The organism is Gilliamella sp. wkB178, from assembly GCF_001690705.1.
Taxonomy (GTDB): Bacteria; Pseudomonadota; Gammaproteobacteria; order Enterobacterales; family Orbaceae; genus Gilliamella; species Gilliamella apicola_K.
Map to the genome: position 1 here is coordinate 336,957 of NZ_LZGK01000011.1, position 26,867 is coordinate 363,823.

At 35.9% G+C, this 26,867-nt stretch carries 27 protein-coding genes; 16 read left to right on the top strand and 11 right to left on the bottom strand.

The annotated features are described in order from the left end of the window. Window positions 1-82: 82 nt before the first annotated feature. From A9G13_RS03105 to zapB, 4 genes are all read right to left on the bottom strand, one after another. Window positions 83-616: a C40 family peptidase gene (locus A9G13_RS03105; protein WP_065556151.1), complete on the bottom strand. Its 534-nt coding sequence runs from the start codon at window positions 614-616 to the stop codon at window positions 83-85. Beyond that, a complete protein-coding gene (locus A9G13_RS03110) occupies window positions 564-1,922 on the bottom strand; it encodes a DUF3482 domain-containing protein (RefSeq protein ID WP_065556152.1) in 1,359 nt (452 codons plus the stop codon). The genes A9G13_RS03105 and A9G13_RS03110 overlap by 53 nt, the downstream gene beginning before the upstream one ends. A gap of 1 nt (window position 1,923) precedes the next feature. After that, window positions 1,924-3,228, bottom strand: a complete 1,305-nt coding sequence (locus A9G13_RS03115) for a DUF2868 domain-containing protein (protein ID WP_065556153.1) — start codon at window positions 3,226-3,228, stop codon at window positions 1,924-1,926. A 78-nt stretch (window positions 3,229-3,306) separates the two neighbouring features. Then, the gene (zapB, locus tag A9G13_RS03120; protein WP_065556154.1) at window positions 3,307-3,552 is read right to left on the bottom strand and encodes a cell division protein ZapB; all 246 of its coding nucleotides are present in this window, start codon (window positions 3,550-3,552) and stop codon (window positions 3,307-3,309) included. A gap of 99 nt (window positions 3,553-3,651) precedes the next feature. Between zapB and tpiA the strand changes: the two genes are divergently transcribed. Next, window positions 3,652-4,419, top strand: a complete 768-nt coding sequence (gene tpiA, locus A9G13_RS03125) for a triose-phosphate isomerase (protein WP_065556155.1) — start codon at window positions 3,652-3,654, stop codon at window positions 4,417-4,419. Between the two features lie 52 nt (window positions 4,420-4,471). Here tpiA and A9G13_RS03130 read toward each other — a convergent pair whose 3' ends face one another. Then, window positions 4,472-4,699, bottom strand: a complete 228-nt coding sequence (locus A9G13_RS03130) for a helix-turn-helix domain-containing protein (RefSeq protein WP_065556156.1) — start codon at window positions 4,697-4,699, stop codon at window positions 4,472-4,474. Window positions 4,700-4,851: 152 nt separating this feature from the next. Here A9G13_RS03130 and A9G13_RS03135 point away from each other — a divergent pair, with 152 nt between their 5' ends. The 8 genes from A9G13_RS03135 (at window position 4,852) to A9G13_RS03170 (ending at window position 13,410) form a co-directional block, all read left to right on the top strand. After that, window positions 4,852-5,541, top strand: a complete 690-nt coding sequence (locus A9G13_RS03135; RefSeq protein ID WP_065556157.1) for a LexA family transcriptional regulator — start codon at window positions 4,852-4,854, stop codon at window positions 5,539-5,541. A 259-nt stretch (window positions 5,542-5,800) separates the two neighbouring features. Beyond that, on the top strand, window positions 5,801-6,931 hold the full coding sequence (gene mnmA / locus A9G13_RS03140) for a tRNA 2-thiouridine(34) synthase MnmA (protein ID WP_065556158.1): 1,131 nt from the start codon (window positions 5,801-5,803) through the stop codon (window positions 6,929-6,931). Then, on the top strand, window positions 6,921-7,568 hold the full coding sequence (gene hflD / locus A9G13_RS03145) for a high frequency lysogenization protein HflD (protein WP_065556159.1): 648 nt from the start codon (window positions 6,921-6,923) through the stop codon (window positions 7,566-7,568). The genes mnmA and hflD overlap by 11 nt, the downstream gene beginning before the upstream one ends. Window positions 7,569-7,616: 48 nt before the next feature. Next, the gene (purB, locus tag A9G13_RS03150) at window positions 7,617-8,984 is read left to right on the top strand and encodes an adenylosuccinate lyase (protein ID WP_065556160.1); all 1,368 of its coding nucleotides are present in this window, start codon (window positions 7,617-7,619) and stop codon (window positions 8,982-8,984) included. A 150-nt stretch (window positions 8,985-9,134) separates the two neighbouring features. Further along, complete coding sequence (gene hemC / locus A9G13_RS03155) at window positions 9,135-10,055, top strand: hydroxymethylbilane synthase (RefSeq protein ID WP_065556161.1); 921 nt, start codon at window positions 9,135-9,137, stop codon at window positions 10,053-10,055. Then, window positions 10,052-10,807 (top strand): uroporphyrinogen-III synthase, encoded by a 756-nt coding sequence (locus A9G13_RS03160; protein ID WP_065556162.1) that lies wholly within the window; start codon window positions 10,052-10,054, stop codon window positions 10,805-10,807. The genes hemC and A9G13_RS03160 overlap by 4 nt, the downstream gene beginning before the upstream one ends. Before the next feature lie 235 nt (window positions 10,808-11,042). Beyond that, complete coding sequence (locus A9G13_RS03165; protein WP_065556163.1) at window positions 11,043-12,500, top strand: uroporphyrinogen-III C-methyltransferase; 1,458 nt, start codon at window positions 11,043-11,045, stop codon at window positions 12,498-12,500. A 10-nt stretch (window positions 12,501-12,510) separates the two neighbouring features. Then, window positions 12,511-13,410 (top strand): heme biosynthesis HemY N-terminal domain-containing protein, encoded by a 900-nt coding sequence (locus A9G13_RS03170; RefSeq protein ID WP_065556164.1) that lies wholly within the window; start codon window positions 12,511-12,513, stop codon window positions 13,408-13,410. 43 nt (window positions 13,411-13,453) lie between these two features. Here A9G13_RS03170 and A9G13_RS03175 read toward each other — a convergent pair whose 3' ends face one another. Together A9G13_RS03175 and A9G13_RS03180 are read right to left on the bottom strand one after the other, a co-directional pair. Beyond that, window positions 13,454-13,777, bottom strand: a complete 324-nt coding sequence (locus A9G13_RS03175; RefSeq protein WP_065556165.1) for an AzlD domain-containing protein — start codon at window positions 13,775-13,777, stop codon at window positions 13,454-13,456. Next, window positions 13,774-14,484, bottom strand: coding sequence for an AzlC family ABC transporter permease (locus A9G13_RS03180; protein ID WP_065556166.1), 711 nt, complete (start codon window positions 14,482-14,484; stop codon window positions 13,774-13,776). The genes A9G13_RS03175 and A9G13_RS03180 overlap by 4 nt, the downstream gene beginning before the upstream one ends. A 237-nt stretch (window positions 14,485-14,721) precedes the next feature. Here A9G13_RS03180 and gmk point away from each other — a divergent pair, with 237 nt between their 5' ends. Further along, a complete protein-coding gene (gene gmk, locus A9G13_RS03185; RefSeq protein ID WP_065556167.1) occupies window positions 14,722-15,351 on the top strand; it encodes a guanylate kinase in 630 nt (209 codons plus the stop codon). A 99-nt stretch (window positions 15,352-15,450) separates the two neighbouring features. Here gmk and gloA read toward each other — a convergent pair whose 3' ends face one another. Together gloA and A9G13_RS03195 are read right to left on the bottom strand one after the other, a co-directional pair. Then, window positions 15,451-15,858 carry a lactoylglutathione lyase gene (gloA, locus tag A9G13_RS03190; RefSeq protein ID WP_065556168.1) on the bottom strand — a complete coding sequence of 136 codons (408 nt, stop codon included), beginning with the start codon at window positions 15,856-15,858 and terminating at the stop codon, window positions 15,451-15,453. A 263-nt stretch (window positions 15,859-16,121) separates the two neighbouring features. Then, on the bottom strand, window positions 16,122-16,616 hold the full coding sequence (locus A9G13_RS03195; RefSeq protein ID WP_065556169.1) for a glycine zipper 2TM domain-containing protein: 495 nt from the start codon (window positions 16,614-16,616) through the stop codon (window positions 16,122-16,124). Window positions 16,617-16,825: 209 nt separating this feature from the next. Here A9G13_RS03195 and A9G13_RS03200 point away from each other — a divergent pair, with 209 nt between their 5' ends. The 3 genes from A9G13_RS03200 to pgm all read left to right on the top strand — a co-directional run bounded on the left by A9G13_RS03200 (window position 16,826) and on the right by pgm (window position 19,270). Beyond that, window positions 16,826-17,008, top strand: coding sequence for a hypothetical protein (locus A9G13_RS03200; RefSeq protein ID WP_141670854.1), 183 nt, complete (start codon window positions 16,826-16,828; stop codon window positions 17,006-17,008). Window positions 17,009-17,035: 27 nt separating this feature from the next. Continuing rightward, window positions 17,036-17,548, top strand: coding sequence for a hypothetical protein (locus A9G13_RS03205; protein WP_065556171.1), 513 nt, complete (start codon window positions 17,036-17,038; stop codon window positions 17,546-17,548). An 84-nt stretch (window positions 17,549-17,632) separates the two neighbouring features. Next, complete coding sequence (gene pgm / locus A9G13_RS03210) at window positions 17,633-19,270, top strand: phosphoglucomutase (alpha-D-glucose-1,6-bisphosphate-dependent) (RefSeq protein WP_065556172.1); 1,638 nt, start codon at window positions 17,633-17,635, stop codon at window positions 19,268-19,270. A gap of 152 nt (window positions 19,271-19,422) precedes the next feature. Here pgm and proP read toward each other — a convergent pair whose 3' ends face one another. Then, window positions 19,423-20,928 carry a glycine betaine/L-proline transporter ProP gene (gene proP, locus A9G13_RS03215; protein WP_065556173.1) on the bottom strand — a complete coding sequence of 502 codons (1,506 nt, stop codon included), beginning with the start codon at window positions 20,926-20,928 and terminating at the stop codon, window positions 19,423-19,425. 428 nt (window positions 20,929-21,356) lie between these two features. Here proP and ypfJ point away from each other — a divergent pair, with 428 nt between their 5' ends. After that, complete coding sequence (gene ypfJ, locus A9G13_RS03220; RefSeq protein WP_065556174.1) at window positions 21,357-22,208, top strand: KPN_02809 family neutral zinc metallopeptidase; 852 nt, start codon at window positions 21,357-21,359, stop codon at window positions 22,206-22,208. Window positions 22,209-22,217: 9 nt separating this feature from the next. Next, window positions 22,218-23,000 (top strand): 5'/3'-nucleotidase SurE, encoded by a 783-nt coding sequence (surE, locus tag A9G13_RS03225; RefSeq protein ID WP_065556175.1) that lies wholly within the window; start codon window positions 22,218-22,220, stop codon window positions 22,998-23,000. 56 nt (window positions 23,001-23,056) lie between these two features. Here surE and A9G13_RS03230 read toward each other — a convergent pair whose 3' ends face one another. Then, window positions 23,057-24,265 (bottom strand): sugar efflux transporter, encoded by a 1,209-nt coding sequence (locus A9G13_RS03230; RefSeq protein WP_065556176.1) that lies wholly within the window; start codon window positions 24,263-24,265, stop codon window positions 23,057-23,059. A 241-nt stretch (window positions 24,266-24,506) separates the two neighbouring features. On the opposite strand from A9G13_RS03230, the gene A9G13_RS03235 reads away from it, so the two are divergent. Next, entirely contained in the window at window positions 24,507-26,825 is a 2,319-nt protein-coding gene (locus tag A9G13_RS03235) for a zinc/cadmium/mercury/lead-transporting ATPase (protein WP_065556177.1), read from the top strand. The last annotated feature ends 42 nt before the right edge of the window (window positions 26,826-26,867 follow it).

Sequence of the window (26,867 nt, forward strand, 5' to 3'; positions counted from 1 at the left end):
GATCATATTAAGGCAGAAATACTAAAGACTCTCTAAATTATCTAAAACTAGAGAGTCATATTTTTTGCAGACTTATAAACTACTAGCTATCCGTCAGGCGCCGCGTCATCCAGTAATGCTTTTTCCAATAGTCTTCATTTAAATTGGAATACATAACACCTTTAGAGGTTGAAGCATGTAAGAATTTACCATCAGCATAATAAATACCAACATGTAAACCATTACCACCACGACCCGTTCTAAAGAATACTAAATCACCTGCTTTGGGTTGGGTAACTTTATAACCTAGTTGAGCTTGTTCTGCAGTACTTCTTGGTAATGTTTTAGCAAATTTACTGCGGAAAAAATTCATCACTAATCCTGAACAATCACTACCCGCTAAAGTTGAACCACCATAACGATAAGGTGTTTTTTGCCATTTTTTGTAATGAGAATCAATTTTAGCCAACATAAATGGATCTGGTTTAGAGTTTTTAGTAGATAATTGCCCTTGACTAGTACTACAACCAAATAACATAAAGAGTGAAAAGATCAATGTGGTTATTAAAAAACGCTTTTTCACACTAATGAAGTTGCTCAGAAAGCTTCCTAATAGTCGATTGTCTTCTTTTGTCATGCCTTTTTGTTCCTTTATTTAAAGTCGACCATTGCGAATGACCCCTTGCTACCTTTAGACTCGTAGGTAACTTGCCCTTTTCCCATTCACTTTTATCAAGTTTAGATAACTTAATGGGACCAGAGTTCGCATGGCTGCGATGATTTAAACTTTCTTTAAGATAGATTAATCGTAAAGAAAGAAAACAAATAATAACATCATCAACGCTTAGTTTACTATATCCAGAAAGCTTATTCCGCATTCTAGAACCATAATGTTTCGCTGTTTGCATTAAACCGCCCACAGCTGCACCAATTAATGCAGCAGAGCCCAGCGTGGTACCGCCAACAGCCAAATCAATACTTGCTCCAATAGTTGCACCAGATACAAAACCTTTAGTTAAATGCATTCCCATCGTTTTTAATGCTTCTACATTAAACAGATCTGCTTTATAACGCCCTTTAATTAAAGGTAAATTTTCTTCGTTTTCTTGTGCAGAGTCAAATTGATAAAGCCGTAATAATTCATTTATTGCGTTTTGCTCTCGCTCTCTAACTTTATTTTGCATATTGATGATAACTTGTTTATCATCAAGCTTTGCCATTTCATAATAGGCTGTTACATCAACTAAGGTTTCGGCAATAATCCGATTAGCGGTTTGATTACGTGAATTGCGTAATTCTGCTATTTTAGTCAACCAATCATCAAGGATTGCTTTTGCCGGTTCAACCAATAAAGCTAAAGTTTGATACAATCGTTCTTCACCATCTAATGGTGGGAAGATAGCATCGAAACGTATAATAGCATGTATTCCCACGCGTGAAAGCAATCTTTTCCATTCCTTTTCATTTTGTTCTTCGTTGGCGATGAAATTCAATACCGCTACTATAGGTTTATCACTATAGGCTAAAATAGCTAACTCATCGTGATACTTGGCCAGAATTGGTTCCCTGACGTCTATAACATAGATTGCGGCATCGCTATTAATCAGTTGTTTGATAACTTTGGCCTCTTGATCAAACAAATTTTGTGCTTCAGGACTTTGTAAAAAAATCGTTAATTTATCGATACCATCAAGTTTATTATTCGTTGAAACCAATTGATTAATATAATCATATAGAGATAAACTATCTTCCAAACCGGGAGTATCATAAAAAATAATATTTTTATTTTGCTCCAAAGGAAAAGTTATTGATTCTACTTGTCTAGTTGTACCTGGTTTATCGGAAACAGTGCCAAAATGACTATTACGAATTAATGCCCGCAATAATGACGTTTTACCAACGTTGGCATGACCAATCACTGCTAATTTTAATGTTGTTAACATATTACAGTTCCTCAGTTAACCATGCTGGAGTAGCCAATTGTAAAGATAACTCTTGCCAGTTATTAAATTGCTTGCCTTGGTTAATAAACCATACCCGATTTTGCTGGGATTTATTCATTAATTGATTTAAAAAGTTAAGTATACCGCGATCAGGCGATCTATCTGTATCAATCGCAATGAGTAATTTATTAGCCGGAGTTAATTGCAACCGATCTAAAATTTTTTGGCGTTGCTCACGGGTATTTAAAAATCCTAAAAAAATAACCGAATCAGGTGGATGCCAATCTTCGGGAATATCAACCGCAACCAAATATGCCCCCTGACCTTCTTCTATAAAAGATACCTGTGTATGCCAGTGGTTATAATCTTGGCGCTGGTCAGCATCTTCAACTTTCACTAACAACGGTTGTAACTGATTGGCTAACAGCTGATAACCGGCTTGATTAACATCTAATTTAATCCGTCGGCAACTAAACCACCAATTAAATCCACATATGATCATACAGATAAAGCGAATACTCAAACCATAAACTACAAATACCCCTAACAACCAAACCGCCCAAGAAGAACGAATTTCGCCTGAATTTAACGCTTGATCACTTAGCCGGATAACATCATCTTGAGGAATGGCAAAACCTAATTTAGCAGGAATTAAACCTAAGTAATGAGTTAAATCAATAATGGCATCGGAACTTAATAACGTTGTTTTCCATTCAAAACTATAATGTTGCGTCGAAAATAGTGCTAACAACACCAATAATGCTGAACTTAATATAACCGTCCAAAATAAATTCAGTACCAAGCCAATAAGCCAACGAATACGGCTACCAAACAGCTCATTAAATGCAGGAATAAGTTGCTGTACAGTTTTTTTTTGCGATAACTTTTTAGCTAGCCAAAGCCAACAATATACCAATATGCTGCCACCAAGATTGGCAAACAAAAACATAGACAGTAACCAAATTATTAAGGTAACAAAATGTACGCCCAGCAAACTAAATAGTGCCCAGTATAAATTGACCGGATTTTGACTTAAAGCACCAAAAGCTAAAGTGGCACCTAAAAAAACAGATAGTAACAGTAATAAAACCAAAGAGAGTTTAACTGCATTTAATAATACTTTTTGGGCAGATAACAATCCGGTTTGTTGGGCTAATAATGTTGCCCGCATTACAATACGATTAGTCAGGGAGGTTTGCGTGGCTCTAACTTGGCGATTTATGTCTTGATCGGCAAATCGACCCGATTCTTTCTCAATCAAGTGTATGGTTTCAGTGAGCCATAATGATTTTAACTCTGCACGCATTTGACTAATCTTCGATTGCTATTGATAGAATATAAAATAAACGCGACCTAAGCCGCGTTAAAAATTAAGTTAAATAATTTACTGGGCTATTTCGCCAATCTTACTTAATAAAGTTTGAATTCGTTGTTGCCAAACTTGTTGATCTTGTTTCAATTTTTCATTCTCTTCACGTAGTGCTTTCATTTCATCAGAACTATCATTAATTAATTGTTCTAATTCTTGATTGCCTTGTTTTAAAGTGGCAATTTCTTGCTGTAGTGTTTTAATGGTATTTACAGTGTGTTGAATTTTATTTTCTAATTGATTCAAAATTTCTAAAGACATATTTTCCTCTAGCTCAAATTATTTGGTATATAATGTTTACTATTATAACCAATTCATTCTAAAATCTATACCTATTTAAATCTTAAGTTGGAGAAAATTATGCGTAAACCACTCGTTATGGGTAACTGGAAACTCAATGGTAGTATCGATATGGCAAAAAACCTAGTTGCAGGGTTGAGAAACGAATTATCAACCGATGTTGCATGTGATATCGCAATTGCGCCACCAGTTGTCTACCTTGACTATGTGAAACATCAATTAGGCGGTTCTAATATTTTCTTAGGCGCTCAAGATGTAGATGTTAATCTTTCCGGTGCTTTTACTGGTGAAAACTCAGCCACAATGTTAAAAGAAGTTGGCGTTACTCATGTCATCATTGGTCATTCAGAACGTCGTACCTATCATAAAGAATCAGATGAATTAATTGCTAAAAAATTTGGTGTATTAAAAGAAGTTGGTCTGATTCCGGTACTGTGTATTGGTGAATCAGAAGCTGAAAATGAAGCCGGGCAAACTCAAGCAGTTTGTGCTCGTCAGATCGATGCGGTAATTAATGCGTTAGGTGTGCAAGCATTTAATGATGCAGTTATTGCTTATGAACCAATCTGGGCAATTGGTACTGGTAAATCTGCTACTCCAGCTCAAGCGCAAGCAGTGCATAAATTCATTCGTGATCATATTGCTAAAAAAGATGCCAAAGTTGCTGAACAAGTCATCATTCAATATGGTGGTTCGGTTAATGATAAAAATGCTGCTGAATTATTTACCCAACCAGATATTGATGGCGCTTTAGTTGGTGGTGCTTCATTAAAAGCTGATGCCTTTGCTGTTATCGTTAAAGCAGCTGAAAAAGCCAAACATAAATAAACACGCAAATAAACAAAAGACGCCGGTTTAGGCGTCTTTATTTAACTTTATACTACTTTTTATTCTTTTTAGCGTAACGCGTAGGCCAAATTTGTTCTACCGGTACTTGTAAATATTCGGAAATAATTCTTTCGTATTTTGGACAATGACGGTAGAGTGCATTTCTTAAAGTATCAGCTTGCAGTCCGCTTGAACGCGATAATGCCCGCAAATTTCCTCCTCTAATTTTGATTTCACCAACTACTCGTGATGGTGTCCAGTCTTGATCTTGTTCGCTCATTATGAGATCCTCTATAAGTTTATTCTTTTAATATTGAAAAGATTATCGGTCTTACAACACTAATATGGTATAAAAACACCTGCAAAGAATAACACATAAAAACGCGAATTAAAACGAAAATAATAAAAAAATAACTTGAAATGGAATTAAAAATGAAGGAAAACAAAGAAAAAACGCTCAATGATCAAGAAAAAAAGAGTATTCTTGTTCATACCGGAGTGATTAACTTTAAAACTAGATTAACATTAGTCTTAGAAGGTTTATCAGGTAATGCTTTTGCCAAAAAAATAGGCATGTCTGAAGCTGTAATTCGTGACTATTTATCAGGGAAAACCTACCCTTCCTTAAACCGATTAGCAATCATTGCTCAAAAATGTGATATTCCGGTAGAGTGGTTGGCAACAGGCAAAGGCGAATGTCGATTGCTTCCAGAAACCGAAATTAGAGGCTGTATACACATCCCATTTCATCAATTAAATGAGACCGACCAACAAGTTGTTAACATTGAATCCATCCCTTTTGATATTAGCTTAATCAAGCATCATGGATTTAATGCTGATGATTTAATTGCGATATGGGCTAAAGGCGATAGTATGGAACCTACCATATCAAATAATGATATTCTTATTATTAATAAAACCCATTGCAAACCACTTGATGGCTATCTTTACGCAGTCCAATATGACGACCAAATCAGTATTAAACGCATTCAAAATCAAGGTTGTAACTTGGCGTTACTTTGCGACAATGCTAAATATCCTAGTATTATTGTGGATAAAAATACCCCGCAAGACTTCGAAATTATTGGCCATGTTGTTTATGTACAAAAAAAGCTTAATTAATAAATGCTGTTAGCTATATAAATAATAATAACTTCGTCAATTGTTTATGGGCGAAGTTATTAAAAAAATAATTATCTCGTTTTTTTCCACGTTAATATTGGTTATATCTTTTAAAAAAAACGTAAAAATGTTTCAGGAACCTTACACGTTTCAATATAATATTATTACTACTTTTTCATTGTAACCGGCATAACTTTAGGCTTTTTAGTCTAATTATGCTAAAATTGATCATCAAATTTCAGTTTATTTTCTTGTTATTATGTCGAACCCAAATACAACTAAAAAAGTCGTTGTCGGAATGTCTGGTGGCGTTGATTCCTCAGTTTCAGCTTATTTATTACAACAACAAGGTTATGACGTTGTTGGCTTATTTATGAAAAACTGGGAAGAAGATGATACTGATGAGTATTGCTCAGCCGCAGTAGATTTAGCCGATGCTCAAGCGGTATGTGATAAATTAAATATTAAGCTACATACCATTAATTTTGCTGCTGAATATTGGGATAATGTATTTGAACATTTTTTATCTGAATACAAAGCAGGCCGAACACCTAATCCTGATATTTTATGTAATAAAGAGATCAAATTTAAAGCTTTTTTAGAATATGCAGCCCAAGATCTGGGTGCGGACTATATTGCTACTGGCCATTATGTGCGTAAACGTGAAGCCAACGGCAAAATTGAATTATTACGTGGTGTTGATACCAATAAAGATCAAAGTTATTTTTTATACACACTTAGTGAAGACCAGATTGGTCAAAGTTTATTTCCGGTGGGCGAATTAGAAAAACCCCAGGTGCGTAAAATTGCTGAGCAACTTGGTTTAGCTACTGCTACCAAAAAAGATTCCACTGGCATTTGTTTTATTGGTGAGCGTAAATTTAGTGATTTTTTAGCGCGTTATTTGCCAGCTCAAGCAGGCAATATTCGTACTGTCGATGGTGAGATCATAGGTCAACATCATGGGCTCATGTACCATACATTAGGGCAACGTAAAGGACTTGGCATTGGTGGACTAAAACAAGCTGAAGATACCCCATGGTATGTAGTCGACAAGGATATTAAAAATAATGAGTTGATTGTAGCCCAAGGCCATGACCACCCGGCTCTTTTTTCTGATGGCTTAATTGCTCAACAATTACATTGGGTGAATCGACAAGTGGTTACCCAACCATTTAGTTGTACGGTCAAAACGCGTTATCGTCAACAGGATATAAACTGTCAAGTTAACCCTTTGGCCGAAGATGAAATTGAAGTAATTTTTGCTAATCCGGTTGCTGCTGTAACTCCCGGGCAATCAGCCGTTTTTTATCAAGGTGAAGTGTGCTTAGGTGGTGGGATTATTGCAAACAGGATTATAGGTAGTAAGGAGCATTTGCGTGAACACTAAATATCATCATATTGCTATCGCCCTTGCCGGAGTAGCACAAAGCACAATATTAATCCCTCAGCTTGCCAATACGGGGGTTTGCAGTACTACTCTATATGAGCAATCAATAAAAAGTGTGTTTCAAACTTCCCCAAAAACAACAGTGGACGTATTTGGAGGATTGCACAACATTAGAACCGGTTTAAAAACATTAATACAACTACTTTCCTCAGGACAAAAAGAACAGATCGAGTTAATTCGTTATCTATTTGGTTCCTTAAGTATTACTAGCAAACTAATCAAAAATACTGATGCATTAGCTAAAATAGATCAGCGCTTAACCCGGATATCCGGGCTCTATACTGATATGAGTGAAGAAACAATACAGGCACATATTGATGATCTTTCTTACTCGCTCGCGGGGATCTATTCTGATATTGTCAGCCCTTTAGCAACTAAAATTAAAGTAGTTGGTAAGGCTGAGTTTTTACAAAATTCTTTAGTGCAAGCAAAAGTCAGAACCGCGCTTTTGGGTTGTATTCGCTCGGCGATCTTATGGTATCAAGTTGGTGGAAGTCGCCTACAATTTTTATTTTTACGCAAACGGATTTGTAAAGCGGCTCAAGAATTACTGTTAGAGATTGATAACACCAATTAATTGGTATATTTATAAATATATATTAAAAATAACAACGGAGTTAGACCGATGGAATTATCTGCACTCACCGCCCTCTCACCTATTGATGGCCGTTATGGTGATAAAACTACAGAATTACGTTCAATTTTTAGTGAATATGGTTTATTAAAATACCGTGTCCTAGTTGAAGTTCGCTGGTTACAAAAATTGGCCTCTCACGCAGATATTCTAGAGGTTCCAAAGTTAAGTGATTTGGCTATCAATCACCTTAATCAAATTGTTGAACAATTTAGTGAACAAGATGCTCAGCGGATTAAAGAAATTGAAAAAACTACTAATCATGATGTAAAAGCCGTTGAATACTTCTTGAAAGAAAAAGTCCATAATAACCAAGAATTACATGCAATTAATGAATTTATTCATTTTGCTTGCACTTCTGAAGACATCAATAATTTATCTTATGCATTAATGTTAAAAACTGCTCGAGAAACAGTTTTAATACCTTATTGGCAGCAACTGATTGAAAACATAACATTAAGAGCTAAAACTTATCGCGAATTACCGTTGCTAGCCAGAACTCATGGGCAACCAGCTACGCCATCTACCATTGGTAAAGAATTTGCAAATGTAGCCTATCGTTTACAACGCCAATTAAAACAACTGCAATCAGTGGAAATACTAGGTAAAATTAATGGCGCCACCGGTAATTATAATGCCCATTTAGTTGCTTACCCTGAAATTAATTGGCACCAATTTAGTGAAGAATTTGTCTGTTCATTAGGTCTACAATGGAACCCGTATACGACTCAAATTGAGCCTCATGATTATATTGCTGAATATTTTGATTGTGTAGCACGTTTCAATACTATCATGATTGATTTTGATCGTGATGTTTGGGGATATATTTCTTTAAATCATTTCAAACAAAAAACTATTGCCGGTGAAATTGGTTCATCGACCATGCCTCATAAAGTCAATCCCATTGATTTTGAAAATTCTGAAGGCAATTTAGGCATTGCTAATGCAATTATGAATCACTTAGGAAGCAAATTACCTATTTCACGTTTTCAACGCGATTTAACTGATTCCACCGTTTTACGGAACCTAGGGGTTGGTATTGGCTATGCCATAATCGCTTATCAATCCACTCTAAAAGGATTGAATAAATTGGAAGTTAATCAAGAATATCTTCTTGAAGAACTTAACCGCAACTGGGAAGTACTTGCTGAACCAATACAAACTGTCATGCGTCGTTACGGTATTGAAAAACCATATGAAAAGCTCAAAGAGTTAACTCGAGGCAAACGTGTTGGTGCCGAAGATATTAAAAAGTTTATCGATTCTCTAGATCTACCTGAGCACGAAAAAACTCGCTTAAAATTATTAACACCAGCTAATTATATTGGCTATGCTGTTAGTTTTGTCGATAAATTATAATAATTGAATTGACATACCCTGAAACATTTTATACAAATGTTTCAGGGTAATTAACCCAATAATGTAAACTTTTGCAATTATTACATCACTAACAAATCATCCTTGCATAGGTAAAGTCATTAAGCTTGAGTATTAACGTAGGAAAATAGAGTGAAAATTCGCATTGCAACCCGAAAAAGCCCTTTAGCACTTTGGCAGGCTAACTATGTTAAACAAAAACTATTAGCTAGCCATGCAAATTTAGTAGTTGAGTTAATACCTATGGTGACTCAAGGTGATGTTTTGCTAGACAGCCCACTAGCCAAAATTGGTGGTAAAGGTCTGTTTGTAAAAAAACTAGAGCAAGCATTGTTAAATAACGTTGCTGATATTGCGGTTCATTCTATCAAAGATGTTCCCGCCCAATTGCCACCAGGATTAGTATTAGCCACCATTTGTCACCGTGATGAAGTGCGCGATGCCTTTATTTCCAATAAATATGAGAGCTTAGAACACCTACCATATGGAGCCGTCGTAGGTACATCAAGTTTACGTAGACAATGCCAATTACGAGCAAAATATCCCAATATTTTAATCAAAGATTTACGTGGCAATGTTGGTTCACGACTAAATAAACTCGACAACCGAGAATATGATGCCATTATTTTGGCCGCCGTAGGCTTAAAACGCTTGGGTTTAGATAACCGTATTAAACAATACATAGATACGGACATAATATTACCCGCAGTTGGTCAAGGTGCTATCGGCATAGAAACTCGATCCGATGATCAAGTAGTTAAGGATCTATTGGCGCCACTTGAAGATCCTAATAGCCGTTCATGCATTCAAGCAGAAAGAGCAATGAATGAGGCGTTACAAGGTGGTTGTCAAATTCCTATCGCTTGCTATGCTAAATTAACTAACGAAGTATTAACCTTACATGGTTTAGTTGGCCGTGTTGATGGGTCCAAAATTATTCAAGTAAAACTACAAAGTTCAGGAATAGCTGCCGAAGATTTAGGGCGTCAACTAGCAAAACGACTGCTTGAACAAGGTGCCGATGAAATATTACAGGAATTACAAGGCGAATGATTATAGTAACTAGGCCTTCTCCAGAAGGTGAAGACCTAACTAAACAACTTAATCAGGCTCACTTCCCGGCAATGCACTTACCTTTGTTTAATATTATTGCTGGTAATGATTTAGTTAATTTGCAACAACAACTCGATCAACTGTTACCATTAGATATGGTCATCATTTCGTCGCCACAAGTAGCCTATATAATTAAGAAAACTCTAGCTAATTTGTCTTTCCCCAAACACGTTCGTTATTTTGCAATTGGTGAAAAATCTGCCAACCTTTTTGGTCAATTAATTAACCTAACTATCCATTACCCGGAGCAAGAAAATAGCGAAGGCTTATTACAATTACTGGCACGTGAATCATTAAAAAATCGTAATATATTAATTTTACGCGGTAATACTGGTCGGCAATTATTGACAGAAAACCTAACTCTACAACAAGCTAAAGTTAAATTAATTGAGTGTTACCGCCGCCAACCAATTAAATATCCAAATAACATTTTAGCTGATCATATTGCTGAACAAATCATAATTGTTACAAGTGTTGAGCACCTTTTACAATTGGAAGCTTATTGCCATAATACACATAAACACCAAGTTAATTTAATCGTAACCAGTGAACGAATTTTTAATCAAGCTAAACAACTAAAATGGCAAAAAGTCCTTCAAGTTGCTAGTGCGCATAATCAGGATTTATTAACTGCTATTGAGAGACTCTATCCAAACCATATCACTAATAAAGTGTCAAAGAATACTAGTTAACAGATTAACTAATTTAAATATCCTAAACATCTCTAGCTTAATCTAGGTATTGTCTTATAATTATTAAATTAAATAGCCAATAATCTAGTAACACTTAGTAACCTGAAAATAGGTCAAGACAACCAAGTAACCGATGTTAGTTACTAAGATAAACATTAAATTTTATTTAAAACAATGATAAGTATATGTCATAATGCCGTTATTATTGTTTAAAAAATTCTAAATGAGGTAAGTTATGCCATCCCGATATTATGGTGCCAACGCAACACTTTCGACAATAAGTACCACTTCATTTAGCCAACCTTCTATATTAGATACTAAGAATGAAGCGAAAAACACAATGAAAGAGAATAAAAAAGATCCGGTAACTATACCAGCGAGTACTGAGCCAAAACAACAAGTCACTACGCCACCAGTTAAAAATAATCGCAACAAAGCACCGATTTCGAAATTATCTATTGTTGCTATCGCCTTAACAGTTTGCCTTGGTGGGTTTGTTTATTATCATGGTCACCAACAATTTAAAAATCAAAAAAAGACCATTTCAATCTTGCAAACTGAAATCGTAAACTTAAAACAAACCACCAAACAAAGTATTGTTAACGACTTACAAAATAGTATTACTGATGCTGTAAATAAACAAAATCAACAATTCTCATCACTAGAACAACAAGTTGATCGTCAACTTAATGAACAGCAAAAAAGTCAACAACAACTTACTAATCAAGTAAATGACTTATCTAAGTTAAATGAACAAAGTTTGCATAATATTAATGAACGATTAGCGGCGATGTCCACGACAGACAATAATGTTTGGTTAATTTCACAAGCTAATTATTTGGTGCACCTAGCAGGTAGGAAAATTTGGAATGATCAGGATTATACTACGGCTCGCCTACTACTAAAAAATGCTGATGAAAGTTTAGCTCAAGCTAACGATCCTAGTTTATTACCGGCAAGGCAAGCAATAAATAAAGATATTGGTTCTTTATCGCAAGTGAGTTTTATTGATACCGATGGCATTATTATGAAGTTATTAGGTTTGTCGGAATCCTTAACTGAATTACCATTGGTAGGTAATTATAAAGAAGTTGATCTGGGTATGACTCAATACAATGATGACTTACCTAATCCAACAACCAATACTAATACAAACTCAAATGCTACTCCAACTAATGCAGAGGTTACCACCAACCAAAGCAGTGATAATAATACTGGAATAACCTCATCTATTTCTGATTGGTCCAGTAATTTATTAACTAATGCTGAAGCATTTATGCAGAAATTTGTTAGTATCGAGAAACTTGATGAAACCGAAAATAATTTTAATTCTTGCTTAGCTAAAGCAGGTAATGATGAAAAACAAATTGTTCACTGTCAAATTTTAAAAGCTCCATTGTCGTTAGAACAATCACTTTACTTGCGTGAGAATATTCGCTTCCGTTTATTAATTGCCGCACAAGCGGTGCCTAGACATCAAGATCTTATTTACCAACAGGCATTGAATGATGCTTCAATTTGGATTAATGCCTATTTTGATGGCGATGCACCCAGTGTTAAGGCTTTCTTAAATGATCTGGAAAACTTACAAAGTCAATCCATAAGCAATCAATCTGTACCTGATAATTTGGCTAGTCTTGGTGAGTTAGAAAAGTTAATGCAAACCCGCGTCCGTTCAATGTTGACCAAATAGGAGAATAATAATGTTTAGAATATTAATTATTTTCTTAGTGCTTGTAGGTGGTTTTTTTCTAGGCCCTTTACTGCAAGGTCATCAAGGTTCAGCCGTATTTGTGGTTGCTAATTATCGAATCAGCATGTCATTTAATTCTTTTGTGATATTGCTGTTATTGGGGTTACTTTGTCTGTACATTATTTATTGGTTGTTTAAAAAGATTTTTAATTCCAAAACGGCATTAGGTAATTGGTTACGTTCAAAATCACCGCGTAAAGCTATGAAGCGCATTGAACAAGCTCAATTTTCATTACTTGAGGGTGACTACCAACAAGCTAGTAAATTATTTATGAAAAGCGCTAAAGGGGCCCATAATATAACCTTATCTTATCTACTTGCTGCGCAAACCCAAATTGATAATGACCAATTAATCTCAGCTAATCAATCACTAGAACAAGCGGCTAAAACTTGCCAACCTAAGGAGAAATTTGCCTTCCAATTAGTACAAATTCGTTTACAAATAAAAAATCATGAATATGAGGCGGCAAAAGTAGTGATTGAACGCCTATTAAACGAAAAACCTCGCAACCCTGAAGTACTCAGGCTTGCCGATCAAATCTACTATGAAATGAGTAACTTCCAAGCAGTGATTGATTTGATGCCAAGTATGTATAAAACAAAAGCCTATAGTGAATCACAATTAGATCAATTTAAACAAGTAGCTTATATTGGGCGAATCAAACAGTTATCAACAGATGAAGATCCTCTAGCATTAATAAAATGGTGGAAATCGCAACCGAAAGCTATTCTTAATAATCTTGCTTATCAAAAAGCGATGGCTAATTATCTTAAACAACTAGGGCAAACAGCCGAAGCAGAAAAACTTCTGGTTACTATCAATAAAATTGAATCAAAGCAAAAAGATTGAAAAACAGGGCGATGGCCCTGTTTAGCTTTAGCAACGCTCTAGGTTAGATTAAAAAATAGCGAATCATTGCCATAAAAGCCATTCCTGAAACCACAATCCACATCAAATTTCTTGTTAAAACCGCTACAATAATAGTTGGCATAGCAGCTAAACAATATTCCACATTAAAGTTTGGAAACTCACCCAGTTTGGCAACAAACAGATTTTGTACCAATAAGGCAGTTAAAATACAAATAGGCACATAGGATAAAAAACGAATCACAATATCAGGTAATTGCAACTTACGTACTAATATAAACGGAATGACTCTTGGTAACCAAGTGACTAAACCTGAGCCCAAAATAATTAATAAGCTATAAGTTGTCATGCCTTCCGCTCCATGGCTACGCCCATAAAGCAACCAGCAAAAGTACTGATTAAAATGGCCATTTCAGATGATACCCAGCGCATAAGCAGTACCACCATTACTGTCACGGTTAACATTGCAATAATTCGATTCTTAATGCTTTTGCTTTTATCACTATTTAATTGTAAATAAAGTAAACCAATAAACATTGCCACTAAAGCATAATCTAAACCAAATAATGCTGGGTTTGGCAACCATTCACCGATTAAAGCACCAACTAAACAGGCAAGAATCCAAGTAATATAAGCGGTTAAATTTAGTCCATGCATCCAAGCAGGATTAACTGGCACTTTATTGGTTATTGCACTCATCGCCACAGCAAAAGTTTCGTCAGTTAATAAACTACCAATACCGATATTGTTAAATAAAGAGAAGCGTCGAAAAGCCGGAGCTGTAGCCATACTCATTAAAAAATGCCGGGAATTAACTAAAAAAACGGTAAATATGACTGCAGAAATTGGCGTGGCGATGATCATTAATCCGGTAACAATAAATTGAGCGGCACCGGCATAAATAATCACCGCCAATAAAGTCACCTCAATAACTGACAAATTAGAAGCTTTACCGACTGCGCCGGCGGCAATGCCAATACCAATATAACCCAATAAAGTTGGTATACAAGCTTGTACACCATCTTTAAAAGTTAATTGCTCGTTACTTGCTTTCAATCCTAATATCCTCTTATTTCTCTATTTATTATTTTGGTATTTAAATATAAATAATTCATCCAGTAAAGGTGTTTCAGGGTTAACATATATTTTGGCTTTTTCTTCGGATCTAATAAATAACTAATTATATTGCCTAAAATAGCAGCAACAAACTATTATCATTTTTTGATATAATGTTTAGCTAATAATATATTAATAATCAAAATTACAATTTAAATAAAGAGTGACACACTAGCTATGTATACCGGAACGCTATTTATTATTTCTGCGCCAAGTGGAGCAGGTAAATCAAGTTTAATTCGTGCCTATTTACAACAGAAGGATCATCACCCGGCTAAAGTCTCAATTTCCCATACTACTCGGGATCCAAGACCAGGTGAACAACATGGTGAACATTATTATTTTGTCGATCACCAACAATTTGAATCCTTGATCGGTAAACAAGCTTTTGTCGAATACGCTAATGTCTTTGATCACTACTATGGCACCTCGAAATCAGAAATAGAACAGAGTTTAGCCCAAGGCATTAATGTATTTTTAGATATTGATTGGCAAGGTGCTGAACAAGTAAGAGCCAAAATGCCATTAGCTAAAAGTATTTTCATCTTACCCCCTTCCCTCGATGAACTTGAGAATCGCTTGGTAAAAAGGGGACAAGATAATACAGATGTGATTAAAAAAAGAATGTTAAAAGCGCAAGCAGAAATTTCGCATTATAATGAATACGATTATGTAATTATTAATGACGATTTTGCTACCTCATTAGCGGCTTTGAATGCAATTATCACTACAGCTAGCTTAGAACAACCAAAGCAAACTATCATCCATCAGCAATTAATTGACAGATTGTTACAGATTAATAATTAATAGGTATAGTTTTTTATTGATAAACCACAAAATTAAGCACTGTTAATATAAAAATCTCGCCGCTAAACGGCGAGATTTTTATCTAACCACAACCATCTGTTAATTACCTAATGCTTTATCCGCTTGATCGTTTTGAATGAGCTCGATTTTATATCCATCAGGATCTTCAACGAAGGCGATAATGGTAGAGCCACCTTTAACTGGCCCTGCTTCGCGGGTAACTTTACCACCTGCCTGTTTAACGCTTTCACACATTAGAGCAACATTATCCACACCAATAGCTATATGACCAAAAGCATTACCATGTTCATAATGAGTAGTGCCCCAATTGTAAGTTAATTCGATTACTGAGCTGGTAGTTTCATCACCATAGCCGACAAAAGCTAATGAATATTGGTATTCAGTATTTTCACTCGTTCTTAATACTCGCATGCCCATAACCCGAGTATAAAAATCAATTGCACGAGTTAAATCACCGACGCGAATCATAGTATGTAATATGCGCATTGCTTGGTTGTTCCTATTGTTATTAATAAATTGTTGCTATTAAGTTTATAATTTAGCTAGCTTAAAAACAAGTTGCACTTGTTTTAAATGCAAGCAAAATTAATCTAGAAATATTAATTAGAAGATTTAACTACAACAAAGGGTTATATCAGGGCAATAACATGAATTTGTTATTAGTTAATCAAAGAGAAACTAACTTTCACCGGTAATTAACCGGAGAAAGTCAATGATATTAATTACTACTGAAAATTAGAAGTTAACACTTATTTGATAGAGTCATTATTACGCGGTGAAACACTAATTTGTTTACCATTAGTTACTAAGCGTACATTTTGACCGGCATAGAAATCTTTAGTTGAACCTTTTTGGATAATGACAATATTACCGCCGTCTTCACGATTAATTTCTAATTCCACCGCATTGGCTTGGCTGGCTTTATCTTCAATTGCGCCACCGACCATGGCACCACCAATAGCACCAGTTGCTATCGCCAACACTCTACCGGTACCATTACCAATAGTATTACCCAAAACACCACCAAGTGCCGCACCACCTAGTGAACCAATAATATTGTTATTTTTACCATCAGTCGCGTTAGCTTGGATTTTTACTGGTCTAACAGATACAATTGTTCCATAACTAACTTGTTGAACTTGTTTAGCCTGATCGGTAGTATAAACATCGCCAGAATATATATCACTGTTGCTACATCCGGAAAGCAATGCAACTAATACAGCTAAAGTGACGACTTTTTTCATATTTTATTCCTCATATATCTAAATTGTGCACAAGATCACTATATGCTGTTAAGCATAATATCCTTTTGCAATAACGACAATAGTATTTTCATTATTTTATCAATTGCTAATACAATTTTAAGTAATGTTGAGTTATACTCAGCTTAATAATTTATCCACCACATAATATATATATGAAACGGTTATTTTTTCTATTAGTATTATCAGTTATGATAACTGCCTGTCATCATGATGAGCCTGAGCTAATTGCATGCCCAGATGCGAATCCAACACCTAAAACGGAAGAGGTAAAAAACGTTGAACAACCTAATGATGATTGTTTGAATGATCAAGTTGTTAATAATTCACATTCATTAAATAAAATTGCAGTTCTAGGCTGTCCCGTAAAGTAATATAATTTAATAGGTATAAGTAACAGAATGAAAACTATCGAAATCGACGAAGAACTTTATCAATTTATAGCAGGCCAAACCAAACATATAGGGGAAGATGCTTCCAGTATTTTACGGCGTTTGTTAAATATTAATGGTCCCTTACCTAGCCAACCAACTGAAACCCTCCACTCACAAAATCATTATTCGATTTTTACCAATTTATTAACTAGTGACGCTTTTACTACTGAAAAATCAGTCATTAACCGTTTTATATTGTTACTTAGTACTCTGTATAATTATAACCCAGGGCTGTTTTCTATTGCTGCCACTGCCTTACATGGTAGTAAACGGCAATACTTAGCTAAAGATAAACAATCTTTAGAATTATCCGGTAAAAATACCAAACCTCGGGAAATCGTTGGTACCCCATATTGGGTGATTAGTAACACTAATACGGCACGAAAAGTGTATATTATTGAATCTATTATGAGCGATATGGGAATATCGGAAAATATGATAGGGCAAGTTATTAGTGAGTTTTCACCTGCAACTAAATAAATAGTATCTAGACGGTACACATATAAAACAATAAAAGTATCAGTCTATTATAAAAAAAAGAATTTTATGAAAGAGGAGTAAAAAATGGTAAACCACAGCAGAGCCGGGTTATTAGCTGAAGCTTCTGATCTGATCAATATTGAGTCATTACAAAATAACTATTATCAAATCAAACCAGATACTGATAATGCTAGCCAATTAGTTATTTTCGGCACATCAGGTCACCGTGGTAGTTCCAACAAAGGAACTTTTAACGAATCCCATATTTTAGCTATTGCCCAAGCAGTGGCTGAATATCGTAAAGCAAATAACATCACAGGTCCTTGTTTTATTGGTCAAGACACCCATGCTCTGTCTGAACTTGCACTTAAAACTGTACTTGAGGTTTTTGTTGCTAACCAACAAACTATTGTTATGGCTCGTGATTGGGGCTATACCCCAACTCCGGTTATTTCACATGCAATTTTAACCTACAATCAAGGCAAACAATCACAACTGGCTGACGGTATTGTTATTACTCCTTCTCATAATCCGCCTGAAGATGGGGGGATTAAATATAACCCAACTAATGGTGGTCCGGCTGATACGGATATTACCAAACAAATTGAAAATAGAGCTAATGAGTTACTCAAGCATAACTTAAACGGCGTTAAACGCGTTACTTTAGACCAAGCGCTTAAATCTGATTACATTCATACTCGCGAATATGAAACTGATTATGTTAATGATCTGGAAAATATTTTAGATCTTAAGTTAATTAAAAATTCGGCGCTTAAAATTGGTGTTGATCCATTAGGTGGCGCTGGTATCACTTATTGGCCGCGGATTGCTGAAAAATATGGCATTAAACTCGATATTGTTAATAATAAAGTTGATCCAACATTTAGTTTTATGCACCTCGATCATGATGGTGTCATTCGCATGGATTGTTCCAGTCGCTGGGCTATGGCTGGTTTATTAAAATTAAAAGATAAATTTGATTTAGCTTTTGGTAATGATACCGATTTTGACCGTCATGGCATTGTTACACCTAAAGGCTTAATGAATCCAAATGCCTACTTATCCGCTTGTGTTAATTACTTGTTCCAGCACCGCCCACAATGGCATAAAGATATTGCTGTTGGTAAAACTTTAGTTACCAGTTCTATGATTGACCGGGTTGCCAATAGTTTAAATAAAAAATACTTAGAATTCCCTGTCGGTTTTAAATGGTATGCCGATGGTTTATTTAATGGCAGACTAGGTTTTGCTGGTGAAGAAAGTGCCGGCGCCTCATTTTTGAGAACTAACGGGAAAGTATGGGCTACCGATAAAGATGGCATTATTTTATGCTTACTTGCTGCTGAAATGACCGCCAAATTAGGTAAAAACCCACAAGAACAATACCAAGAACTTGAAGCAAAATTTGGGGTTTCTTATTACGGCAGGTTACAAGCTAATGCGACTTTTGCTGAAAAACAAAAACTTGCCAAACTTGATGCTAGCCAATTAACGACTGACCAACTTGGTGGTGAAAAAATCATCCAGTGCTTAACCAAAGCGCCTGCAAATAACGCCCCTATTGGTGGCTTAAAAGTGATCACTGAAAATGGTTGGTTTGCTGCTCGTCCTTCCGGAACTGAGGATGCATACAAAATTTATGCCGAAAGTTTTATTAGTAATGACCATTTAACTCAGTTACAACACGAAGCTCAAGAAATTGTTGCTAAAGCAATTAAATAACTTTTCTCTAAGCCGACCCTAAGGTCGGCGGCTTATACACAATAGATCTCCCTGTACTATTTTCATTTCATTTTAGTCAATTTCATGACTTGTTTAACCAACTTTTATACTGAAACGTGGGGTTCTCAGGAAACATCTTGACAAAATCATTATTAATCTAATTTAGGATGTTGATCGACTAACTTTTGTCGTTGCTGTTGTAAGGTTTCGATTTGTTGTTCAATATCTTCAACTTTTTGTTCGATTGAATCAAAATGTTCAGACAAAATTTCTTTGGCCTCTGAACGGTCTGATGCTGCCGGAGTGGCTCCCCGTAATGGTTTATTGGCAGTTTCTTTCATCTTTAAACCCGTTATTAATCCAACTAATGCGACAACCATTAGGTAATAGGCTGGCATATATAAATTGTTACTTACCTCAACCAACCAAGCAGCAACGGTCGGCGTGGCCCCAGCGATTAATACGGATACATTAAATGCAATTGCTAAGGCACTATAGCGGATACTAACTGGAAAGATAGCCGGTAAAATTGATGCCATCACCCCGGTAAAACAGTTAAGTAACACCGCTAGTATAAGTAACCCTAAAAAGATAAACACGATTACATCACTATTTATCATTACAAATGCCGGATAAGCCAGAATTAATAAGCCAATACTGCCACCGATAATAAATGGTTTGCGGCCTATTTTATCACTGATTAAGCCTATCATTGGTTGTACAAATAACATACCAATCATGATAGCAATAATAATTAATACCCCATGGTCAGGGTTATAATTTAAATTATGTGATAAATAACTTGGCATGTAAGTGAGCAGCATATAATAAGTCACATTAGTAACAATGACTAAACCAACACACACAAAAAAGCTATGCCAGTACTTAGTTATAATCTGTTTTAAGGTTGTTTTTGCAGGGTTGTCATGTGGTCCATGCGCATTTTTATCTTTTACGTCATTTTGTTGTTGGAAAGCAGGCGTTTCCTCTAATGCATGGCGTAAATACAGGCCTATCAAACCTAATGGTAAAGCAAAAAAGAAAGGAATACGCCAACCCCAAGCATGAAACGTTGTTTCCCCTAGCAAACTTGATAACAGCACCACTAAACCGGCACCGATCAAAAATCCGGCAATAGAGCCAAAATCTAACCAACTGCCCATAAAGCCGCGTTTACGGTCAGGAGAGTATTCAGCCACAAAGACAGCCGCCCCAGAATATTCACCACCAATGGAAAAACCTTGAGCTAATTTAGCAAATAATAATAAAATCGGTGCTGCAATGCCTATGCTTGCATAGGATGGAATTAAGCCGATACTGAAAGTACTTAACGACATAATGATAATAGTAATTGAAAGTACTTTTTGGCGACCAAATTTGTCCCCTAAAACCCCAAAAACTAATCCACCTAATGGACGGAATAAAAATGGTACCGAAAATGTTGCTAGCGCCGCCACCATCTGCACACTTGGTGATGCCCCCGAAAAGAATACCTGACCTAAAATATAAGCTAGAAAACCATAGACCCCAAAATCAAACCACTCCATGGCATTACCTAATGCAGCAGCGGTTATCGCTTTTTTCAATTTGCTATCATCAATTATTGTAATATCATTAATATTTAATGGCTTATTTCGGGTCTTCGTTGTTTTTCTCATAATATACCACCTGTTTTCATATAAATACGAAAATGCAATAACGCAACAACATGTTTTTATTAATTTATTTTTACTACTTATGGATAAAAACTATTCTTCAATAAGCATATAAAAATGCTAGTTAGTTAAGTAATAGTGGAGCAAAATCTGGTAAAGATAAAAAATTTGAGGACGAAAAAGTAAAGACTAATCTATTGACGTTAGCTAGCAGACTAGTTACGACAAAACTACTATTAAAAATCAGCTGGGGATTCTAGCAAAATAAGCCTGCATTGTAAAATATAACTAACCTAATTTAGATTATGTTTAGAGCATCGATAGTTAAACGTTAATAGTTTTATACAGCCAGTCATTGATTATAACTTAACCTAGAATCCTTATTTATTATCCATTAGAATAGCTAAACTAAAACTGATGAGGCAAATCCTATGCGTTGGAGAGACCAGAGAGAAAGTGATAACATTGAAGATCGCCGTTCCCAATCAGGCAGTGAAATAGGCACTCGCATCCCCCTAAGTGGCAAAGGTAGAATCGCTTTAATTATTGTGGTATTAGTCGCGGGTTATTATGGCATTGATTTAACTGGTTTAATCGATGCTAATTCAATTGATACCGATAAAAGTGTGCAACAAGCTACTGCCGAAGATGATCCCGATGCAGTCAAATTTACCTCGGTAATCCTTGCTAGTACTGAAGATTATTGGAGCCAAGAATTTCAACGTTTAGGTAAACAATATGTTGCTCCGAAATTAGTGTTATATACAGGATCAACCACAACATCATGTGGTACTGGGCAAGCTTATATGGGGCCGTTCTATTGCAATGTTGATAAAACTGTCTATCTTGATCTATCATTTTATCAAGAAATGCAGCAACAACTTGGTGGTGGCGGTGATTTTGCTCAAGGTTATGTCATTGCTCACGAAGTTGGTCATCATGTTCAAAACTTGTTAGGTACTTTCAATAAAGTCGAACAATTAAAGCTCAATCAATCTGATCTAACCGATAATCAATTGTCAGTTAAACTGGAATTACAAGCCGATTGCTATGCTGGGATGTGGGGTAATGCAATGCAAAAACAAAATATTCTTGAAGTTGGCGATATAGAACAAGCATTGAATACTGCCGAAGCCATTGGCGATGATCGTTTACAACGCCAAAGCAATGGCTATGTTGTTCCTGATAGTTTTACCCATGGTACATCTAAACAGCGTTATACTTGGTTTAAACGTGGATTTGATAGTGGCAATATTAATCAATGTAATACTTTTACCGAATAAGGAAATTATATGTCTAAAAAATTAGTAAATCGCATATTGTTAGTCAATGACGATGGTATTGATGCGCCGGGAATGGTGTTATTAAAAAATATTGCCGAAAGACTTGCCAATGAAGTGTGGATTGTTGCCCCAGCGCTAGATCAAAGTGGGGTTTCTTGTGCTGTAAGTTTGAAAGCCCCCTTTCGCATCGCTAAGCGTTCGCCTACTGAATATGCGGTGTATGGCACGCCGGCTGATTGTTCGCTATTTGCTTTAAAATATTTAATGAAGGATTGCTTGCCTGATTTAGTCCTTTCCGGGATTAATAATGGATCTAATGTCGGTTTTGAAACCATTCTGTCCGGAACTGTGGGTGCCGCGCTGATGGCTATGACTTTAGGGGTACCGGCAATGGCATTAAGTCAACTGTCATCCGAAGATAATAAACCGACAGAATGGGATTCCAGTATTCAGCATGCTGAAGCCGTAATTAGACAGTTACTTGCATTAACAACCCCTAAAAATATAATTTTCAATATTAACTTCCCGGCATGTACTGCTAAACAAGTAAAAGGCACCAAAATAACCAAACAAGGGGCGGCCGACGTAAGTAATTTCATTGTTGCTGCGACCAAAGATCCGGAAGGTGATGATTATTTTTGGTTCAGAGCTAAACGTAATCAACAAGTATTTGATGAAGAAAAAGAACTGGATGCAGCTAATAGTGGCTATATAGCTATCACACCAATTAGCTACGAAAGAACGGATTATTGTTTCTACCAAAAATTACAACAACAATTTGATCATAAATAATGTTGGTTTCGTCTTCCTAATACAGGAAGACGGAATATATTAACTGCAATAGCAGTTCAACCCGCTAATTTTTTGCCTTCTTTTACTAATGCACAAAATAACAAGGAGATGGTTACCATCACTAACGCAATCCAATAAATAATTTCATGCCCATAGTTTTCGGAGAGCACGCCTTGTAGCATTCCGGCTAAAATAATGCTACAAATTATGCCATTATTGAATAATGTTGAAGCTACTCCCATTCTGGTAGGTAGTAAGTCTTGAAAATAAATAATGCCAATATTGGCGACAATACCAATAAATAATGCATTAAAGATCTGAATTACAAATAATGCCAATTCATCAGTAAAGACAATCATGCCTATATAAAATAATATCCCACAAAATACCGCAATAAAAAATAGATTACGTTTACCAAGATAAGGTACTAAATAACCAGCAATTAGCATAGCCGGAATTTCGATCCCAGCGGCTAATCCCATTAATTTACCCGGTAGTGAACTTGAAAGGTGCAACACCGAAAAAACATAAAGCGGCATATCAATTATGTACATCATATTGGCTGTCCACATAAAAATTGTAGCTAGCAAAAGGCAAACAACATTTTTATTTTTAAAAATTGGCTGACTAAGCACTGCTACATCAGCAGGATTATTTAATACTTTAGCAGGGTTCTTTTCAACAGATGGTAAAAAGATAGCTACACTTAGCATCGCTACCATAAACATGCTCATGGCTGTGAGGTACATAGTAGTAAAACCATAATTAATCGCTAAGGCAAAAGATAAAGGTGGACCAATAACCCAAGCAAGGGACATTTGTGCACGGATTAAAGAATTAAATGTTACTACATTACGGCCAGTTTTAACCGCGTATTCCCGAGCAAGCGCAAACATTTGTGGCATAGCTGCCGAAGAAAGTGCAGCAAAAAAAACACCAAAAGTAATTAATACCAAGTATTGGCGTGAAAATGCAAATACAATACTATTGGCTATTCCCATTAAACAACAAAATATAACAATTTTCCTGCGATCGCCTTTTTTATCAGAATATTTGGCTAATAAATAACTACCAATAATACAGGCAGCGGCATTAACTGAATAAAAAACACCTACAAAAGTTGCTTCAGCATGGACTTCAAAAGTCAAAAACTGACTTAATGTGGGTGATTGTAATGCACCGGTAATGCCAATAATAAAAGTGGTAAAAAGAAAAGCAGTAAAAATTATTCCTTTTCCTTTACGAATTAAAGAAATAGTCGACATATCAAATCTCAATTAGCTAATTATTAGTAATTATATACTTAAAATCAAAGTAGAAGTATGACGCAGCCTCAATAACATTTAACAATACGTGTTATCTTTGCATCATCTTTTAGTTCCGTTAATGGTGAATTGTTACTTTTATACTAAAAATAATTCAAAATTCAGCAGATTCGATAAAAAATGATTTCATTTTAGCTATTATGGAGTACAATCAAAATCATCAACAAAACGAGGTAACGTTATGTTATATAATAACAAATCCATGCAACATCAGCATGACCATCATGACCATTGCCACGGTAATTGTCAAAATATTGCCCACAATCATGTCCATTCACCTCACGAAATCTGTTGTGCTCAAGAAACTACACCTAATTGTGGCGGTGATACACATACTACAACCCAAACCAACGAATTTGATGATCCACCTGATGACCCTGACCGGCGAACAGAAAATCAAAAATTAACATGGAAAATTCAGGGGATGGATTGTGCACATTGTGCTCAGAAAATCGAAAACGGACTTAAAACAATCCCTAATGTAAATCAAATAAAAATCACTTTTGCTACTGAGAAACTAATCGTATTAGTTCCCCATAAAGATCAAGAAATTATTAAACTAATTGAAGATAAAGTAATTGAATTGGGTTACAAACCCATCTTAGAATCCTCTCCCCAACATACTCATCAACATGAACACGCACATGGCTTTGATAAAAAAGCCCTTATACCTATTGCCGTATTGGGTGGTCTAATTATTATTAGTTATATAATTTTATTAATTAATCAAAATATTGGTGAATATGCATTCATTATTACTGCTATTATTGGATTAGTGCCTATTGTTAAAGAGGCCATTATGTTAACTCGCAGTGGCACCCCTTTTGCAATCGAAACTCTAATGAGTATTTCGGCAATTGGTGCCTTATTTATTGGCGCTGCGGAAGAAGCAACCATGGTGATTTTCCTGTTTATGATTGGTGAAATGTTAGAAGGTATTGCTACTAGCAAAGCTAAATCGGGAATATCATCATTAGTTGAATTAATGCCTGATGAAACCGTGTTAATTATTGATGGCAAAAGGCACACTGTTGATAGTCATACTTTAAAAGCGGGTGATATCATTGAAATTTCATCCGGTGGCCGATTGCCTGCCGATGTCATTTTAATTAGTGAACAAGCTAGTATTGATGAAAGTGCACTTACCGGCGAATCCATTCCCGTTAATTATGTTTGTGGTGATAAGATCCTAGCAGGCTCACTAGTTGTTGATACCACTATTCAATTTAAAGTCATCTCCGAAACTGGCCAAAATGCTGTTGATCGTATTTTACAGCTGATAGAAGATGCCGAAGAACGCAAAGCCCCAATCGAACGCTTTATTGATAAATTTAGTCGTTATTACACACCATCTATTGCAATATTTGCTTTATTTGTCATTATTATTCCACCACTATTAATGCATGCTGATTGGTACACATGGTTTTATCGTGGGCTAACCTTATTATTAATTGGTTGCCCATGTGCGCTAGTTATTTCCACTCCGGCAGTTGTTACTTCAGCACTGTCAAGTGCGGCTAAACAAGGAGTATTAATCAAAGGTGGGGCGGCATTAGAACGTATAGGTGCCGTCAAAATGATTGCCTTCGATAAAACCGGTACTCTTACTGCGGGTAAACCTCAAGTTACCGATATTATTCAACATGAAATAACCAGAGAACAATTGTTAGCTATTGTTGCCGCTATTGAAAGTGGTTCACACCATCCACTTGCTAAAACAATCATCGATTATGCCCAGCAAAACCAGATTAATTTTGTTGAAGCCAATAATCGTAAAGCGATTGCAGGGGTGGGGATTCAAGGTGATATTGAGCAACAAACGTTCTATATTGTATCTCCCAATAAAGTTACCAATGTTTCCACTGCGATAGCAGATAATGACTTACAAAGTATTCATGAACTTGAAAATGCAGGAAAAACCGTGGTAGTTGTGGTAACCAAGCAACAATTGCTGGGTATTATTGCGCTACAAGATGTGTTGCGCAGTGATGCTATTCCGGCAATTAAAGATCTTCATCACCTTGGGTTAGAAACAGTCATGCTAACCGGCGACAATCAGCGAGCAGCTAAAGCTATAGCCTCCACATTGAACATCGATTACCGTGCCGAATTATTACCGGCAGATAAATTGTTGGAAATCGAAAAAATTAATGCAGTGACACCTATTGCTATGGTGGGTGACGGTATTAATGATTCGCCAGCACTAAAAGCCGCGACGGTCGGTATTGCTATGGGGAGCGGTAGCGATGTAGCACTTGAAACAGCCGATGCTGCATTGACCAAAAACAGCTTATTGAGCTTACCTAAATTGATTCGTTTAACCCGCTTTGCTAATCGCAATATTAAACAAAATATTACTATTGCCTTAGGAATCAAACTGGTTTTTCTAGTAACCAGTTTACTAGGGATTACCGGACTTTGGTTAGCTGTTTTAGCGGATTCAGGTACTACTGCAATCGTAACGGCAAATGCCTTACGAGTGTTGAGATTTAAAAAATAGTTTAGCCAAATAACCAACCTTCTCAATGTAAAGAGGGTTGGT

Coding starts and splice junctions, on each gene's coding strand:
- gloA (WP_065556168.1), bottom strand. CDS start 15,858: ATGCGCATATTACATACTATGATTCGCGTCGGTGATTTAACTCGTGCA.
- A9G13_RS03205 (WP_065556171.1), top strand. CDS start 17,036: ATGAAAACTATCGAAATCGACGAAGAACTTTATCAATTTATAGCAGGC.
- purB (WP_065556160.1), top strand. CDS start 7,617: ATGGAATTATCTGCACTCACCGCCCTCTCACCTATTGATGGCCGTTAT.
- surE (WP_065556175.1), top strand. CDS start 22,218: ATGTCTAAAAAATTAGTAAATCGCATATTGTTAGTCAATGACGATGGT.
- A9G13_RS03175 (WP_065556165.1), bottom strand. CDS start 13,777: ATGACAACTTATAGCTTATTAATTATTTTGGGCTCAGGTTTAGTCACT.
- pgm (WP_065556172.1), top strand. CDS start 17,633: ATGGTAAACCACAGCAGAGCCGGGTTATTAGCTGAAGCTTCTGATCTG.
- A9G13_RS03135 (WP_065556157.1), top strand. CDS start 4,852: ATGAAGGAAAACAAAGAAAAAACGCTCAATGATCAAGAAAAAAAGAGT.
- A9G13_RS03110 (WP_065556152.1), bottom strand. CDS start 1,922: ATGTTAACAACATTAAAATTAGCAGTGATTGGTCATGCCAACGTTGGT.
- A9G13_RS03105 (WP_065556151.1), bottom strand. CDS start 616: ATGACAAAAGAAGACAATCGACTATTAGGAAGCTTTCTGAGCAACTTC.
- gmk (WP_065556167.1), top strand. CDS start 14,722: ATGTATACCGGAACGCTATTTATTATTTCTGCGCCAAGTGGAGCAGGT.
- A9G13_RS03115 (WP_065556153.1), bottom strand. CDS start 3,228: ATGCGTGCAGAGTTAAAATCATTATGGCTCACTGAAACCATACACTTG.
- A9G13_RS03200 (WP_141670854.1), top strand. CDS start 16,826: ATGATAACTGCCTGTCATCATGATGAGCCTGAGCTAATTGCATGCCCA.
- mnmA (WP_065556158.1), top strand. CDS start 5,801: ATGTCGAACCCAAATACAACTAAAAAAGTCGTTGTCGGAATGTCTGGT.
- ypfJ (WP_065556174.1), top strand. CDS start 21,357: ATGCGTTGGAGAGACCAGAGAGAAAGTGATAACATTGAAGATCGCCGT.
- zapB (WP_065556154.1), bottom strand. CDS start 3,552: ATGTCTTTAGAAATTTTGAATCAATTAGAAAATAAAATTCAACACACT.
- proP (WP_065556173.1), bottom strand. CDS start 20,928: ATGAGAAAAACAACGAAGACCCGAAATAAGCCATTAAATATTAATGAT.
- A9G13_RS03160 (WP_065556162.1), top strand. CDS start 10,052: ATGATTATAGTAACTAGGCCTTCTCCAGAAGGTGAAGACCTAACTAAA.
- A9G13_RS03230 (WP_065556176.1), bottom strand. CDS start 24,265: ATGTCGACTATTTCTTTAATTCGTAAAGGAAAAGGAATAATTTTTACT.
- tpiA (WP_065556155.1), top strand. CDS start 3,652: ATGCGTAAACCACTCGTTATGGGTAACTGGAAACTCAATGGTAGTATC.
- A9G13_RS03130 (WP_065556156.1), bottom strand. CDS start 4,699: ATGAGCGAACAAGATCAAGACTGGACACCATCACGAGTAGTTGGTGAA.
- A9G13_RS03235 (WP_065556177.1), top strand. CDS start 24,507: ATGTTATATAATAACAAATCCATGCAACATCAGCATGACCATCATGAC.
- A9G13_RS03195 (WP_065556169.1), bottom strand. CDS start 16,616: ATGAAAAAAGTCGTCACTTTAGCTGTATTAGTTGCATTGCTTTCCGGA.
- A9G13_RS03165 (WP_065556163.1), top strand. CDS start 11,043: ATGCCATCCCGATATTATGGTGCCAACGCAACACTTTCGACAATAAGT.
- A9G13_RS03170 (WP_065556164.1), top strand. CDS start 12,511: ATGTTTAGAATATTAATTATTTTCTTAGTGCTTGTAGGTGGTTTTTTT.